The 14613-nt window shown below is 72.9% G+C and carries 9 protein-coding genes; 5 read left to right on the top strand and 4 right to left on the bottom strand.

Annotation, left to right across the window (positions count from 1 at the left end):
• Nucleotides 1-37: 37 nt before the first annotated feature.
• The gene (locus NE236_RS37980) at nucleotides 38-592 is read left to right on the top strand and encodes a hypothetical protein (RefSeq protein WP_252847123.1); all 555 of its coding nucleotides are present in this window, start codon (nucleotides 38-40) and stop codon (nucleotides 590-592) included.
• Nucleotides 593-664: 72 nt separating this feature from the next.
• Here NE236_RS37980 and NE236_RS37985 read toward each other — a convergent pair whose 3' ends face one another.
• The 3 genes from NE236_RS37985 to NE236_RS44825 all read right to left on the bottom strand — a co-directional run bounded on the left by NE236_RS37985 (nucleotide 665) and on the right by NE236_RS44825 (nucleotide 6533).
• Nucleotides 665-1957: an MFS transporter gene (locus NE236_RS37985; RefSeq protein WP_252847124.1), complete on the bottom strand. Its 1293-nt coding sequence runs from the start codon at nucleotides 1955-1957 to the stop codon at nucleotides 665-667.
• Between the two features lie 198 nt (nucleotides 1958-2155).
• Complete coding sequence (gene lanKC / locus NE236_RS37990) at nucleotides 2156-4717, bottom strand: class III lanthionine synthetase LanKC (RefSeq protein WP_289851407.1); 2562 nt, start codon at nucleotides 4715-4717, stop codon at nucleotides 2156-2158.
• A 118-nt stretch (nucleotides 4718-4835) separates the two neighbouring features.
• Nucleotides 4836-6533: a helix-turn-helix transcriptional regulator gene (locus NE236_RS44825; RefSeq protein WP_252847126.1), complete on the bottom strand. Its 1698-nt coding sequence runs from the start codon at nucleotides 6531-6533 to the stop codon at nucleotides 4836-4838.
• Between the two features lie 255 nt (nucleotides 6534-6788).
• On the opposite strand from NE236_RS44825, the gene NE236_RS38000 reads away from it, so the two are divergent.
• The 4 genes from NE236_RS38000 (at nucleotide 6789) to NE236_RS38015 (ending at nucleotide 13435) form a co-directional block, all read left to right on the top strand.
• On the top strand, nucleotides 6789-10013 hold the full coding sequence (locus tag NE236_RS38000) for an ATP-binding protein (RefSeq protein WP_252847127.1): 3225 nt from the start codon (nucleotides 6789-6791) through the stop codon (nucleotides 10011-10013).
• A 224-nt stretch (nucleotides 10014-10237) separates the two neighbouring features.
• On the top strand, nucleotides 10238-11374 hold the full coding sequence (locus tag NE236_RS38005; RefSeq protein WP_252847128.1) for a glycosyltransferase family 4 protein: 1137 nt from the start codon (nucleotides 10238-10240) through the stop codon (nucleotides 11372-11374).
• 184 nt (nucleotides 11375-11558) lie between these two features.
• Nucleotides 11559-12281 carry a DUF2334 domain-containing protein gene (locus NE236_RS38010; protein ID WP_252847129.1) on the top strand — a complete coding sequence of 241 codons (723 nt, stop codon included), beginning with the start codon at nucleotides 11559-11561 and terminating at the stop codon, nucleotides 12279-12281.
• A 5-nt stretch (nucleotides 12282-12286) separates the two neighbouring features.
• The gene (locus tag NE236_RS38015; RefSeq protein ID WP_252847130.1) at nucleotides 12287-13435 is read left to right on the top strand and encodes a glycosyltransferase; all 1149 of its coding nucleotides are present in this window, start codon (nucleotides 12287-12289) and stop codon (nucleotides 13433-13435) included.
• On the opposite strand, the gene NE236_RS38020 is transcribed toward NE236_RS38015, so the two are convergent.
• A complete protein-coding gene (locus NE236_RS38020; protein ID WP_252847131.1) occupies nucleotides 13421-14401 on the bottom strand; it encodes a DMT family transporter in 981 nt (326 codons plus the stop codon). The two genes, NE236_RS38015 and NE236_RS38020, sit on opposite strands and share 15 nt — an antisense overlap.
• Nucleotides 14402-14613: the final 212 nt, after the last annotated feature.

Consider the following 14613-nt stretch of genomic DNA (forward strand, 5'->3'; position numbering starts at 1 on the left):
GGGTAGGCGTCACGCGACTCGGGGTAGGGACCGACCTGTGACGTCGCTGGACGGAACCGGTCGCGCGGTGCTCGTGGTGGGCGCCCTGCTGGTCGCCGTCGGCTGCGGGGGGAGCGTGGTCACGCCGCGTACGGTCCCGTCACAGACGCCTGCACCGGGCGGCGCCGAACCCACGCCGCGGACCTCCGGACCGGGCGGCGGCGAACCCACGCCGCGCGCCTCGGTGAACTCTTCGTACGGCGGGCGGACGCGCGATCCCGAGGCACGGATGTCTCCGCATCCGACCCTTACCGTGCGGCTGCCCGCCGCGGCGGACGGTACCGACCTCAGAGCGTGCCGGGACGGACGGTGCGAGGTCCAGGTGTCCCCGCACGACAGGATCCCCGCGCCCTCGGGGATGGGCATCGACACGATCACGGTCACCGCGATCACGGCGGACGGCATCACCCTGACGGGTACGGGCCCCGGCACGGTCGTCAGCGTGGCGTGGGGAGGTTCCGGGCAGACCTCCTACCTGAACGACCTCGCGATCACGCTGGTCGCGGTGGCCGACGGCAGGGCGGTCCTGCGCCTCGAGCGGAGATCCCGCTGATCACGGGCTCGGCGCACTCGGTATCTTGAGCTGGGGTCTATGCAGTAGCGCGTATCCCGTACGCAGTATCCCTTAGCGGGCCGGAGCGGGAGGCGGCTCCGCGGCCGTGGGTTGACCGACGGTTGCCGCCGTGGGCGGTCCTGCGGAGGAATCGGTCGCGGGCGCGTCGAACAGGTGCCGTTTCGCTGTGTTGACGCCTGCGATCGCGCAGAGGAACAGCCCGAAGACCACGAACGCCACGGCCGCGCCGAGCCCGCCGAGCAGCGCTCCGGCGAGCATCGGGCCGACCGGCGCCAGGGACATGGCGGTGAAGCCGACGGTGTTCTGCACCCGGCCCTGCAGGTGGTCGGGGGTCATCCGCAGCAGCGTGCTCCCGAAGACGACGTTGAGCGCGGGGATGAGCAGACCGCTCACCGCGAGGAGCGCACCCAGCACGAGGGGCCGCGAGGTGGTCGCCATCAGCAGCGTGAGAACGGCGTCGACCCACCCGACCGCGAGAACGATCTGCCGGGTGCCGAGCCGCCCGATCGCCCGTGGCGCGAACAGCGAACCGACCAGGGAGCCGAGGCCGGACAGCGTGACGATCGTCCCGACGGACAGCCCGGACGACCCGCCCTCGTAGCTCGCCGCCACGGCGACGAGGACGATGCCACCGTAGGTGAAGTTGCTCGCCGTGGCGTTGAGCACGACGTTGCGCAGGTACGCCGAGCGCATGACGAACCCGAGCCCTTCGGCGGTGTCCTTCCAGAACCCGTTCTCTTTGTCGCCGTGCGACCGCCGCGCCGTCATGGACGTGCGGATCGCCAGCACGGCCGCCATCGAGAACAGGTACGACCCGGCGTCGGCGACGAACGGGACGACCGGGGACAGCTCGAACAGCAGCCCGCCGAGGGCGGGACCGGCCGTGTAGACGGCGGCGTTGCGGGCCTGGATCAGCGCGACGGCGGAGGAGAACTGCTCCTCGGGCACGATGCGGCGTACGGCACCGCTCACCGCCCCGGCGAAGGTGCTCGTGCAGGCGCCGTCGAGCGCCGCGACCCCGAGGATGAGCGGCAGCACCGCGTGATGGACGGCCACGGAGTACGCCAGCGCCGCCATGCCGACCGCCCGCACGACGTCACAGGTGAGCATTGTCCGGCGCCGGTCGTGCCGATCGGAGAACGTTCCGCCGGGGAGCAGGAAGGCGACCTCCGCCGCTCCTTTGACGAAGCCGACCAGACCCGCCTGGGCGGGGGAGTGCGTCAGGGAGAGCACGAGGAGGGGCAACGCGAGGTACGACGCCTGCGACCCCAGTTTGGACAGCGCCTGCGCGACCCAGAGGTTGCGGAACTCGTTGTTGGCGCGCAGCGGCTCGGAGGTTTTCACGCCATTCTCCCGATCGATGAGCGGAGGGCCTGCGGTCGTCGTGGCGGGGCGGCGGTGCCGAGCGCTGATGACGCCGGCACCGCCGCCTGTGTGATCAGTTGGTCTGAATGCAGCAGATGACGCTCTTGTTGCTCGAGAGCGGCGGCGCGGGGGCCTCCGTCTTCAGGTCCTGCAGGTCGAGGATCGCCTTCATGTCGTTCACCTCCGTCCGGTTCCGAGGGTCGGGATCACGGCGGTCGCCGGGTGCCCGGCGGTCAGGAACGGCAGTGGGCCGCCGGGCGTCCCTTCGACCGCCGCGTGCACGGCGAGCAGGATCCCTGCGGATCCCGTCGCCAGGTCTGTGGAGAGCCGGAGCATGCCTTCTCCCGGGAAGAAGACCGCGCCCCGGTGTTCGACGACGTGCCAGAACATGCGTCGCAGGTGCAGGTCGACCCCGGCGTCGTGGCCGTCGCCGAGGTGGCGCGCGCAGGTCATGAGCCCGGTACGCCCCGAGAACAGGCCGGGCAGCGCGACGAACTCGGCGCGGCAGGTGTCCCGGATCAGGTCATGGGCCTGCGTGAACTCCGGGTCCGGGCGATGGCGGAGGTACTCGTGCAGCGCGATGCCGATCCCGCCGCTGCCGTCCCCGAGGTACGGCAGGATGCGCGACGGCTGATCCACGTACAGGCCGTCGAGGGCCTCCTTGCATCCCTCCAGGTCGCGTCGCAGCGCCTTGGCGGCGACGTCGAGATACCCGGGGTCTCCGGTGGTCTCGAAGAGGCGTACGAAGAACAGCGCCACGCCGCTGAACCCGTGCATCAGCCCGGGTTGCTCGGGCGGCGCGAGGTCCGATCCGTCCTCGGCGACGGCGCGGGCGAGTCGCGCCGCGTACACGAGAGGCTCCTCCAACAGCACCCGGTCGCCGGTCAGGCCGGCGAAGTGCAGGATGTTGAGGCCCACTCCCGACAGCCCGCCGAACAGGTCGACCGTCCGTACGGTGTCGAGCATGTCCTGGGCCCGCTCGAACACGGCCAGAGACTCGTCCCGCCGACCGAGCCGGTCCAGGGCGAAGGCGATGCCGTGCAGGCCGTTGTAGAAGCCCGCGTGGGGGCGAGGAGTGCCCCGGCAGGAGCGCACCACCCAGTCCACGTGCTCGGCGAACTCCGGGTAGTCGGCCCGCCCGATCGTCGCGAGTGCGTACAGCACTCCGGCGGCGCCGTACGCGAGGTTCGTGCCGCCGGAACGGAACTGTTCGATGTCACCCGGGAACAGCCGGTCTCTCCGCTCGGGCGTCGCACTGGACACGATCCCGGCCACCGCCGAGTCGAAAAGGGAGCCCCAGTCGGGGATGGTCGCGTGCCGCCTCCTGGGGACGTACGGCTCGTTCAGGTGGAGCCCGCGGCTGACGGTCGCGGCGAAGTCGGTGGGCACGGGGAACCGGTCGACTATGACGTCGAGCAGGTCCAGCGCCTTGCGGGGCTCCCACTGCGTCATCGCGGTGAGGGGCAGGAACGCCGCGAGCCGAAGGCACGCCAGCGCGTACTCGTCGATGTCGAAACCGGTGAGCGTGTCCGGCCCGGCGAAGCCCGTTGCGACCAAGCCTGGCCGGTGGTTCTCGGTGATGTGTGCGGACGATTCGAAGTCGACCAGCGCGATGCTGTCATCGGGGCGGACGATCACGTTCGACGAGTGCAGGTCGCCGTAGACGATCCCCTCGGCGTGCATGGCGCGTAGCGCCGATTCCACCTGGGTGATGATGTGCAGCACCCATTCGGTGTATTCGGCGATCTCTCGTCGGCCGGGGCTGTGGTGGATCAGCGGATCCCGGAGCCCGCCGGCGCGGAAGAACGTTTCGCCCTCGATGTACTCCAGGGCGAGGAAGTGGTGCTCCCAGTACCGCGCGGACTCTACGAGCGCCGGCACGAAAGGGTGGCCGGACAGGAGCCGGAGGGCGTGCTCCTCACGCGCCATGCGGGCGACCGCGTCGTCGCCGTTGCGGTCGAGGCCCGCGTGCGGCCTGGCCTCCTTGAGGACGACCCGCTCCCCAGAACGCGGGTCCACGGCCAGGTAGACGCCGCCGGCGTTGGAGAAGTGAAGGGCCTCCTCGACGCGGTACGGGAACTCCCCGTCCGACTCCGAACCCGCCGACTGCTGGGACGCGATGAAGTCCGGCACGGTAACCCAGGACGGCACGCGGAAGGACGGCTGCCGCTCGTCGGGGACCAGCCGCCCGGCCGGGTCCTCGATGGCCGGCAGCAGTTCCCCGTTGTCGGAGACGCAGTACCGCAGGGTGAACCCGCCGTACCGCACGTGGAGCGGGCCGTTCCGCCAACGCAGATCGCTGAGGATGTACGGTCCGGGGAATCCGGCGAGCTTCCCGTCGAGCTCCTCCAGCGTCGTGCGCAGCTCGTTCTCGTCGCGCGGATAAATGGTTATCAGTTTCCCGCTGGAGCCGCGATGCGCGTACTTGAAATTCGACATGAGCGCCATCGGGCGGCTGCGCAGGAATTTGAAGGCGATTCCCCGGGACACGCAGTGATCCCAGACGATGTCGATCATCTCCACGGCATCGTCCAGGCGTGCGCCGGCGTGGATCTTCCATCCCTGGTCGGGTAGCCGAACGTCCAGTGGCCGGACGTAGACCCACTCCCGTAGCTGCTCCAGTTTCCAGCCGTCCGGCACCGGTCGGCTCGCGGCGGCGAACCGCATGTTCTCGTCCGGCATTCTCTCCAGGCTGTCGTAAAAATCGGGATCGGAGGCCGTGTAAAGGGTGTGCGACATGCTTCCCCCGGCGTGCTGGAATAGTTTCGGAAAATCGCTTCATCTGGAGACTAGAAGGAGCGCCGATCGCGGTACATCGGCCGAATCATGTAGTTCCGATTCCGGAGGATGGGTCGTTCTACCCACGCGGTGGGGCGGCGAGCCCGTGCTCGAAGGCGTAGGCCGCCGCGGCGGTACGCGAGGACAGGCCGAGCTTGGTGAAGATGTTCGACAGGTGCCGCGCCACCGTCTTCTCGCTCAGGCGCAGAGCGTTCGCGACCTTCCGGTTGCTGTCTCCGCCGGCGACATGGCGCAGCACTTCGGCCTCACGCTCGGTCAGCCCGTCGGGAAGCGACGTCCGCCCGTCGGCCGGACGTCCGTCACGGGGCGGCGCGGCGGCCCGGCGCGGGTCGCGGGGTGGCGCGCCCAGGTCCCGCAGCCGGTCGCAGGCGGCCTCCCACTCCAGGTGCGCGGCGTCCTCGTCGCCCAGAGCCCGGTACGCCTCGGCGAGCAGCAGACGTGTCCGCGCGACGGCGTACGGCGCGTCGAGCTCCTGCCAGATCCGGCGCGCGGTCCGCAGGACGGCCAGCGCGTCGTCGGCCTTCCCGTCGGCGAGCAGGACCGCGCCGAGCGCCTGTGCCGCCTCGGCCCGCAGACCGGAGCTGCCGTAGGTCGCGGCCGTGGCGTCGAGCTCCGCGGCCGAGGCCCGGGCCGTGGCCAGGTCGCCCGTGGCGAGCGCGATCTCCACCTGGGCGGGGTGCAGCCGCGCCCGTGCGAGGGTGTTCCCGGCCTCGGCGACGAGCGCCGCCCGGACGGACGCCGCGGCGGCGTCCGTCCGGCCCTGGTCGAGCCGGAGCAGCGCCAGCCCCGGCTGCGGATCGCGGCCGAGCTGATGGGCCCGCCGGAAGAAGTCCTCGGCGGCGGTCAGGTCGCCACGGAGCCGGCGGACCTCGCCGGCCTCGTACAGCGCCTCGGCGAGCACGCCGACGCGAACGTACGCCCGGTCCTCCGCGGCCCGCTCGGCCACGCGTCCGGCCGGTCCCCATGCTCCTCGCATCCGCAGGACCCGCGCCCGGTGGACCCGCCAGGCGCCGCGATAGGGCACGGTCGCGGGGACCACGTCGGACCACCGGGTCGCGGTCCGCGCCCACTCGGCGGCGCGCGTCAGGTCGCCCAGTTCGTGGCAGACGTCCATCAGGTTGCAGAAGAGAGCACCGGACCATATCGGGTGCAGCCCGTCGGAGAACGCCGTGAGCATCGCCTCGTCGAGCAGCGGGAGCCCGTCGCCCCCACGGCCCAGGCCGACCAGCGCCCGTCCCTCGCCGAGCAGGCCGGCGGCGAGCAGGCGCGCGTCGCCGTACCGGCGGCCGATGTTCTGCATCCTCCGGGCATGGTCGGCGGCCTCGTCGTGCCGCCCGCACGCCAGCGCGGACGCGATGTCGAAGTAGATCGGGTAACCCTGCTCGGCGCAGTCCGCCTCGTCGCGCAGCAGGCGGTGCGCCCGCCTCATCCAGCCCGAGCCGATCGTGCCGTCCCCCCACTCCAGGTGGTGCACGGCCAGGAGCATCGCCGTCATCGCGGCCGGGCGCGGTCGTCCCTCCCGCTGGTACAGCCGGTACGCGTCGGTGAAAGCGGCCAGTGACTCGTCGATCTCACCCACCCGCCATGCCGCCTCGGCGAGCGTATGCTGGTCGTCGGCCGACAGCGGCTCGCTCTCGCGGGCCTTGTCGAACCCGCTCCACGCGTCGAGCCAGGCGCGGCGCTCGAAGGCGGACCGGGCCGCCTCGAGCTCGCCGACCACCTCGCCCGATTCGAGATCCCCCCTGGTCCCGATCACGCCGTCCGATTCCGCCGCCGTACCGGCACATGCTCCTCGCGGGCGCGCGGCCCGGACCGGCGCGTTCGACCCCGTTGTCATGGAACCCCCTTGTTCCCCGGTGTTTGTCCCCTGACCCCTACGGCGTGACGTGGACGGGGAAGGGTGTGCCGCGCCATGGCACACCGGCACGACGTCGGCGAGCTGGCCGTATCCGGCCACTTCTTCCGGCGGCTGCCCGGCGCGGCCCCGGACCCTGGATGACACGATGACGGCATGGCGGGGGATGATCATCACCTTGTCGGCCGGAGGAGAGAACTCCGTCTGCTCGATGACGCCCTGACCGCGGCCCGCGGCGGCGAAGGCCGACTGATGATCGTGGCCGGCGACCCGGGGGTCGGCAAGACCCGCCTGTGCCGGGAGATCGCCTCCCATGCGGAGGGCGCGGGCTTCGCGGTCGGCTGGGGAACCTGCTGGCCCGAGGGCGGCGCTCCGCCGCTGTGGCCATGGCAGGCCGTCCTGACCGGCCTGGGCCGGGAAACGGCGACGGACCTGCTCGGAGGTGACCGCGGCGGGCCGGTCGTCGACCCCGAGCGGTTCGCGCGGTTCGCGGCGGTCGGCGAGGAATTCGCGCGTGCCTGTGACGACTCACCGGTGCTGGTCGTCATCGACGACATCCATGTGGCGGCCCCGGGAGCGGTTCTGCTCGCCCGATTCCTCGCCCGTGACCTCGCCCGGCGGCCCCTGGCACTGGTCTTCACCCGCCGGCACGGCGAGGCCGGCCGCCCGCCGGCCGCCGGGCTGCTGGACGAACTCGAGGGGCAGGCCGGATCGCTGACGCTGCGCCCCCTCGACGTCGACGAGACCGCCCTCTTCCTCCGGTCGTACGGCTATCGCGACGTCGATCCGGATCTGCGGCGCACGCTGTGGCGGCTCACTGGCGGGAACCCGCTGTTCTTGCACCGGATGATCGCCCTGGGACCGGCCGATCCCGGAGGCGGGGGGCTGCCTCCGGAGGACGTACGGGCCGCGATCGTGCAGGCCGTGGACCGGCTGGGCGGAAGGGCGCGGCTGGTCCTCAGCCGTTCGTCCGTGCTCGGCTCTTCGGTTCTCGTCGCCCACGCGGCCGCCGTCGCCGATTGCACGACGGCCGAATTAGGCGAGGCGCTGGCCGACGCCGAGCGGGCAGGACTGGTCGGACCGTCCGGACAGGGCGGCTTCACATTCACCCACGAGCTCGTCCGCGAGTCGCTGCAGGAGCTTTTGACGGTCGACGAGCGGTGCGCGGCGCACGCCAGGGCGGCCGACGTCCTCGCCCCGCCGCTCACCGCCTCACCGCCCCCCGGCCGGCCGCCCGTGGTCCCGGCCTCCCGCCGGCTCACGCGTTACGCCTACCACGCCCTGCGGGCGGCGCCCCGCTCGCCGGAGGACGGACGTCGCGCGATCGCCGCCTGCCGAGCCGCCGCCAGGGCCATGGCCGGCGGCTTCGACTACGAGCAGGCTGCCTCGACTCTGGAGGCGGCCGTGAACGTGCACGAAGAGGCGGGCCTGGCCGACCCGGTCGCGGCGTTGCTGGTCGAATGGGCACAGACGGTGCTCATGTCTGGCCGGCTGGCCGACGCCCGCGTGCTGTTCGGCCGGGCGGTCGACGCCGCGACCACCGAGAGGGACCCGATCGAGCTCGCCCGCGCGGCGCTCGGCCTCGGTGGCGTGTGGGTGAACGAACACCGCTCCCGGTCCGACCGCGAACGCGTTCTCGGCCTGCAGCGCCGGGCGCTGGCGGCGCTGCCCCCCGACGAGCACCGGCTGCGCTGCCGCCTCGCCGTTCGGCTGGCGGCCGAGGACGTGTACCAGGGCGGGCCGGTCGAAGCCGTCCTCGACGCCCTCGCGGAGACGCGGCGGCTCGGTCACAGCGACGTGCTGGCCGAGGCGCTCTCCCTCACCCACCACGCGCTGCTCGCCCCCAGGTACACGCGGACCCGGCTGACGATGGCCGAGGAACTGATCGCGGTCGCGTCACCGGCGGGCGAGGGGATGCTCGTGCTGATGGGCCTGTGCTGGCGGGCGGTCGACCTGTTCCACCTCGGCGACCCCCGGGCGCCGCGGGCCCTCGCCGAGCTGCGCGACCGGGCGGACGCCCTGAACTGCCGCAGTGTCCTGTACATCGCCGAGGTGATGGAGACGACGCTCCTCATCCGCGCCGGTCGGCTGGACGACGCGGAGGCGAGGGCCACCGAGTGCTTCGAGCTCGGCAGTGAGGTCGGCGACGCCGACGCGTTCGCCTACCTGGGCGCGCAGCTGGTCACCATTCGCTGGCTCCAGGAGCGTGACGCGGAGATGCTCCCCCTGCTCGAGGAGATCGTCGCCTCACCGACGCTCATCCCGGCCGAGTTCGGGCTCCAGGCGACCACCGCGGTCCTGGCGGCCCGGGTGGGCGAGCACGACAAGGCCCGGCGCGTCCTCGACGAGCTCACCGCCTCCGGACCCGCCGCCCTGCCCGAGTCGAGCACCTGGCTGGGCGGGATGATGTCGATCATGGAGACGGCGTTCCTCCTCGGTGACGCCGCCGTCGCCCGGGAGTGCTATGACCTGCTCGCCCCGTACGCCGAGCTCACGATCACGCCGTCGCTGGCGGTGACCTGCCTCGGCTCGGTCGAACGCCCCCTCGGAATGGCCGCCCTCGCCTTCGGCCGCCCCGACCGTGCCGTCGAACACCTCGAGCGCGCCGTGACCGCCGATCGTCTCCTGAGGAACCGGCCGCTGACCGCGGTCACCCTGGGAGACCTCGCCGAGGCGCTGCTCCGGCGCCGCAGGCCGGGCGACCGCGAGCGAGCGACCGACCTCATCGAGCAGGCACGGCACGAGGCCGAGGCGATCGGGCTGAAGTCGCGCGCCGACGGCTTCGCCCGGCGCATCCGCCGGCTCGACGAAGGCCATGCCACGATCCGCCGCCAGGGGCGCGTGTGGGTCCTGTCGCTGGGGGACCACCAGGCGGTCGTCCCGCACCGTCTCGGCGTCGGGTACCTCGCGCGACTGCTGACCAGCCCGCACCGGCCGATCTCCGCCCTCGAGCTGGCCGCGCCCGACACCGGTGACACCGCCCTCGTCGAACCGACACGTCAGCCGATGGTCGACGAAAGGGCGCGAAGCGCCTACCGGAGGCGGACCGAAGAGCTGACCCGCCGGCTCGCGCAGGCCGCCTCGGCCGACCCGGACCCGGACGAGCGGTTGCGGGCCGAGCGCGACGCTCTGCTGCGCGAGCTGAGCCGGACGGCCGACAGGGGCGGTCGCACCCGGTCGTTCCCCGACCCGCGAGAACGCGCCCGCACCGCCGTACGGAAAGCGATCAAACGGGCGATCGACGACATCTCCGCCGCCGACGCCACCATCGGCGGCCTCCTGCGATCCTCGATCACGACCGGTGCCACCTGCTGCTACGTCCCCGACGCCGAACGCCCTCTCACCTGGTCGGCCGGTGGCGGCCGGGACGACGCCGGATAGGCGTCCTGTGGCACGGGGCAGGGGTTCGTGCGCGGCACGGCCGCATTGCGGCAGCGCTGCCCTAAGCCGTGCGCGGCACCGGCCGCCTCGCGGCAGCACTGCCCTGGGCCGCGCGCTGCGGGCCGTCCCACGACCGTCGAAGCGCGGCTCGCCGGGCGTTGTCGATCTCGTTCTCTGGATGTTCGCCCCGGCGGAACCGCGAGGCGGTCCGGTGGTCGTCCGGCATGGTCAGGCTCACGGTCGTGAAGGTCGCCATCGTGACCGAGTCGTTCCTGCCCCGCGTGAACGGGGTGACGAACTCTGTATGCCGTGTGGTGGAGCATCTCGCCGGGCGTGGCCATGAGGTGCTGGTGGTCGCACCGGGACCGGGCCCTGACGGCCATGCGGGCCAGCCGGTACGGCTGACGCGAGGGGTCGCGCTGCCGTTCTACCGTTCGTTCGTCGTCGGGATACCGAGCCGCCAGGTGACCGCCGTGCTGAGCGACTTCGGCCCGGACGTGATCCATCTGGCCGCTCCCCTGACGCTCGGCGCCTCCGGCATCGCGGCCGCGCGGCGGCTGGACGTTCCGACGGTCGCGGTCTTCCAGACCGACGTGGTGGGCTTCGCCCGCCGGTACGGCCTGCGGGGCGCCGACCACCTCGTCTGGTCGTGGCTCCGCCGTATCCATGAACAGGCCGACCGCACCCTGGCGCCGTCCCGGCCCACGCTGGACGAGCTCCACCGGCGCGGCGTTCCCCGGCTGGCGCTGTGGGCGCGGGGAGTCGACGATGAGCGCTTCCACCCACGGCATCGGTCGGCCGCGCTGCGCGCGCGGCTCGCCCCCGACGGGCAGGTGGTGGTCGGCTACGTCGGCCGGCTGGCCGTCGAGAAACGCCCTTCCCTGCTGCGGCACCTGGCCGACACGCCCGGTGTACGGCTCGTCGTGGTCGGCGACGGCCCGGCCGGGCGGCGGCTGCAGCGCATGCTGCCGGAGGCCGTCTTCACCGGGTTCCGCACCGGCCACGAGCTGTCAGAGCTGGTCGCCTCGCTCGACGTCTTCGTGCACACCGGCGCGGATGAGACCTTCTGCCAGGCCGTTCAGGAGGCTTTGGCTGCGGGTGTGCCCGTGGTGGCGCCGGCCGCCGGCGGACCGCTCGACCTCGTCCGGCCCGGCCACAACGGCCTGCTGTATCCCCCGGACGATGTCGGCGCGCTCCGGGCGGCGGTGGCCGGCTTGGTGGCCGACCCCGCGATGCGGCGCGGGCTGGCGGCCCGGGCCCGGCCGTCCGTGCGCGGGCGGGACTGGACCACCGTCTGCGAGGAACTGGTCGGTCATTACGACGCCGTCCGGTTCGGCCGGTCCGCGAGACAGGCGGCCTGATGGCGTTCGGGCACCGGCGCGCGGCGTGATGCTGGGTCACGGAATGGCCGGGTGCCCCGAACGTTCCCCTTCCCGTTGCCGGACCGTACCCTCCTCGTCCGTCACTCCGATTATCGTCCCGCCAACCGAAGATCCCGAACACACAGGGGGACAGGATGGCCGAGGGTCGGCGGTGCGGCGCGCCGTGACACAACTGGTGGTGAGCGTCCACGATGTCGCTCCCGCGACCGCCGAGCACACCCGGCGCTGGTGCGCGGACACGGACGCGCTGGGCATCCCCGCGTCGCTGCTCGTGATCCCCGGTCCGTGGCGCGGTGCCTCGCTCGCCGACGAGCCGGGGTACGCCGAGGTGCTCCGGGGCCGGGCCGTGCGCGGCGACGAACTGGTGATGCACGGATGGAGTCACCAGGCCGGCCCGGAGGGGTCCTTGCTGCGCCGTTCGGTGGGCCGGATGGTGGCTCGTGGCGCGGCCGAGTTCGGCGCGCTCGACGAGGTGGAGGCGGCCGACCGGCTGATGTCAGGCCGTGCCGTCCTGCGGGAACTGGGCCTGGCCGCGCGGGGCTTCACACCACCGGGCTGGCTGGCCTCCGCCGCCACGAACCGGGCGCTGCGCCAGGCGGGGTTCCGGTACACCACGTCGCACTTCGGCGTGCACGACCTGCGGACCGGGCGGCTGTGGCGGGGCTTCGCGCTCTCCCACCGGCCCGGCGCCACGGGCGAACGACTCGGTGCCGCCCTCGTCAAGGAGTGGGCACGGTGGAGGGCGAACCGCGGCGGACTGGTCCGCATCGCCCTGCACCCCGACGACCTCGACCGGCCGGGTCTGCGCGACACCACGTTGCGCGCGATCGAAACGGTGCTCGCGGCGGGAGGACGGGCGATGACCTACTCGGATGTGGTCCGTTGAGGATCGTGCAGGTCGCAAATTTCTACACCCCGACGTCCGGTGGCCAGCGCATCGCGCTCGACGAGGTCGGCCGTGGCTACCGGCAGGCCGGTCATGAGCGGGTCCTCATCGTGCCCGGGCGCGCCGAGGCGGTGGAGCGGACACCGTCCGGGCAGCGCATCACGGTGCGGGGCCTGAGCCTGCCCGGTCTCGGTGACTACCGGATCCTCACCGGCCGGCGGCGGGTGCTCCGGCTGCTGGACGCCACGCCACCCGACGTGCTCGAGGTCAGCGACAAGATCAGTCTTGTCTGGCTGGCCCGGTGGAGCCGCCGGCGCGGGGTGCCGCTCGTGCTGTTCTCGCATGAGCGCCTGGACGCGATCCTGCGATCGAGGGTGCCCCGCTGGTTCCCGTTGCGCGTGGCGGCGAACGCCGTCAACCGCCGCCTCAGCGGCATCGCCGACCGGGTCATCGTCACCTCCGCCTTCTCGGCCGCCGAGTTCGAGCGGATCCACGCGCCCAACGTCCACCGGATACCGCTCGGCGTCGACCTCGGCGCGTTCCGCCCGGCGTCCGATGACCCGACGTCGTCGGCCACCGCCGGAGATCCGGAGGGTGACCGGCCGGTGGTCCTCGTCACGGTCACCCGCCTGTCACGGGAGAAGCGCCCGGAGGCCGCGATCGAGGCCCTGGCCGTGCTGCGCGAGCGGGGCGTCGACGCCACCCTGGTCGTGATCGGTGACGGCCCGCAGCGGGAGCGGCTTCGGCGACGCGCGCGCGGCCTGCCCGTCACCTTCCTCGGGCACCTGTCCGACCGGCGGGCCGTGGCCGAGCGGGTCGCCGCCGCCGACGTCGCGCTGTTCCCCTCCCCGGCGGAGACCTTCGGACTGGCGACGCTGGAGGCACTGGCGTGCGGCACACCGGTCGTGGTGCCACCGGAGGGAGCGGCCCGGGAACTCCTGCGCGGCCCCGGCTCCGGGGTGGTCAGCGACGGTACGCCGAGCGGGATGGCGGAGGCGGTCCGCGGGCTCCTGTCGATGCCGGAGGCTCCGCGGCGCGCCGCCGCACGGGCCGCCGCCGAGCGTTATCCCTGGGCGGGGACCGTCGCCGGGCTGCTGCACTGCTACGAGGTGATCGGCTGCCGCTCCGATGCGGAGATCTCACCGTCTCGATGACGAGCGCCGCTCATCGTGCAGGGTGGGTGAGGTGGCCAGTGCCGCGGCTCCGGCCGCGATGAGCGCGATCGCGAGCGCGCTCCCCCAGAGGGCGCCCGCTCGCGCCGTCCGTGGGACGTCGAACACCGCCATGCCCACGACCCAGCCGGCGATCGGGTCGGTGATGGTCATCGACGTCATGGCGGTGGGCAGTGAGCCGCCGGCGAAGGCGGCCTGCACCAGCACCGTGCCCAGCGCCGTCGAGGCGGCCAGCGCGGCCGGCGGCCAGTCGAGGGCGACGGCGAGGAGACCGCGCCGGGTCAGGTCGTCGCCGGCGAACACGAGGAACACGGCCGTCATGCAGAAGCAGACACCGGCCGCGACGGCGAGCACGGCCGTACGGGACTGCGCGCGCGACCGGAGCAACCGGGCGGTGAGGACGAGCAGCCCGATGAGCGCCGCCGCCGCCGCGACCACCGGTCCCAGGTCGGCTCGCCGCCCCGCGCTTCGCGGTACCTCACCGTGGACGGTCACCAGCAGGACCAGCCCGGCGCAGACCATGGCGGCACCCGCCCAGTCCCGTGGCAGCGGCCGGCGACCGTTCACCACCGCGTTGAGCGGGAGCGCGAACAGCAGCTGGGTGACGAGCAGCGACTGAACGACGACGAGAGACCCGAGATGCAGGGCCAGCGCCTGGGCACCGAAGCCGGCGATGCCCGCCGTCCAGCCCAGCAGCCACAGCGGATCACGCGCGAGCCGGACCAGCAGCGTCGACACGCGCAGCGGCGGAGGAGTCTTTTCCGAGAACACCCGCCGGCGGGTTCCACCGAGCGGAGCACCGCCAGGAGTCGTGGCCGCCCGGCGTCCTGCGCCGGCGCGGCCCGGGGCCGGACGCCGCGCGGCGGAGCGGGCCGCGTGCTGCTGCAGGGCGGCCGACACCGCGAACAGCATCGCGCCGAGCAACGCGAGCGGAACACCGAACCCCATCAGGGGGATCCGGGACCGGCGCGCCGTCCGCCGCGAGCATCATCCTTCGCGAAGTCGTCCACATGGGGAACATCTCCACGCCGCGCACCCGCCCGACGACGGCGAGATGAGCAGACGGCGAATCCTCGCGGACGGGGGCCGATGGCGAAGCTCGGGTCGATGCCGCCGGGCGAACGGCGGGTCGGTCTCCGTCCGGGTGACCTGCTTGGCCC

Source organism: Actinoallomurus purpureus, assembly GCF_024055795.1.
GTDB classification, from domain to species: Bacteria; Actinomycetota; Actinomycetes; order Streptosporangiales; family Streptosporangiaceae; genus Actinoallomurus; species Actinoallomurus purpureus.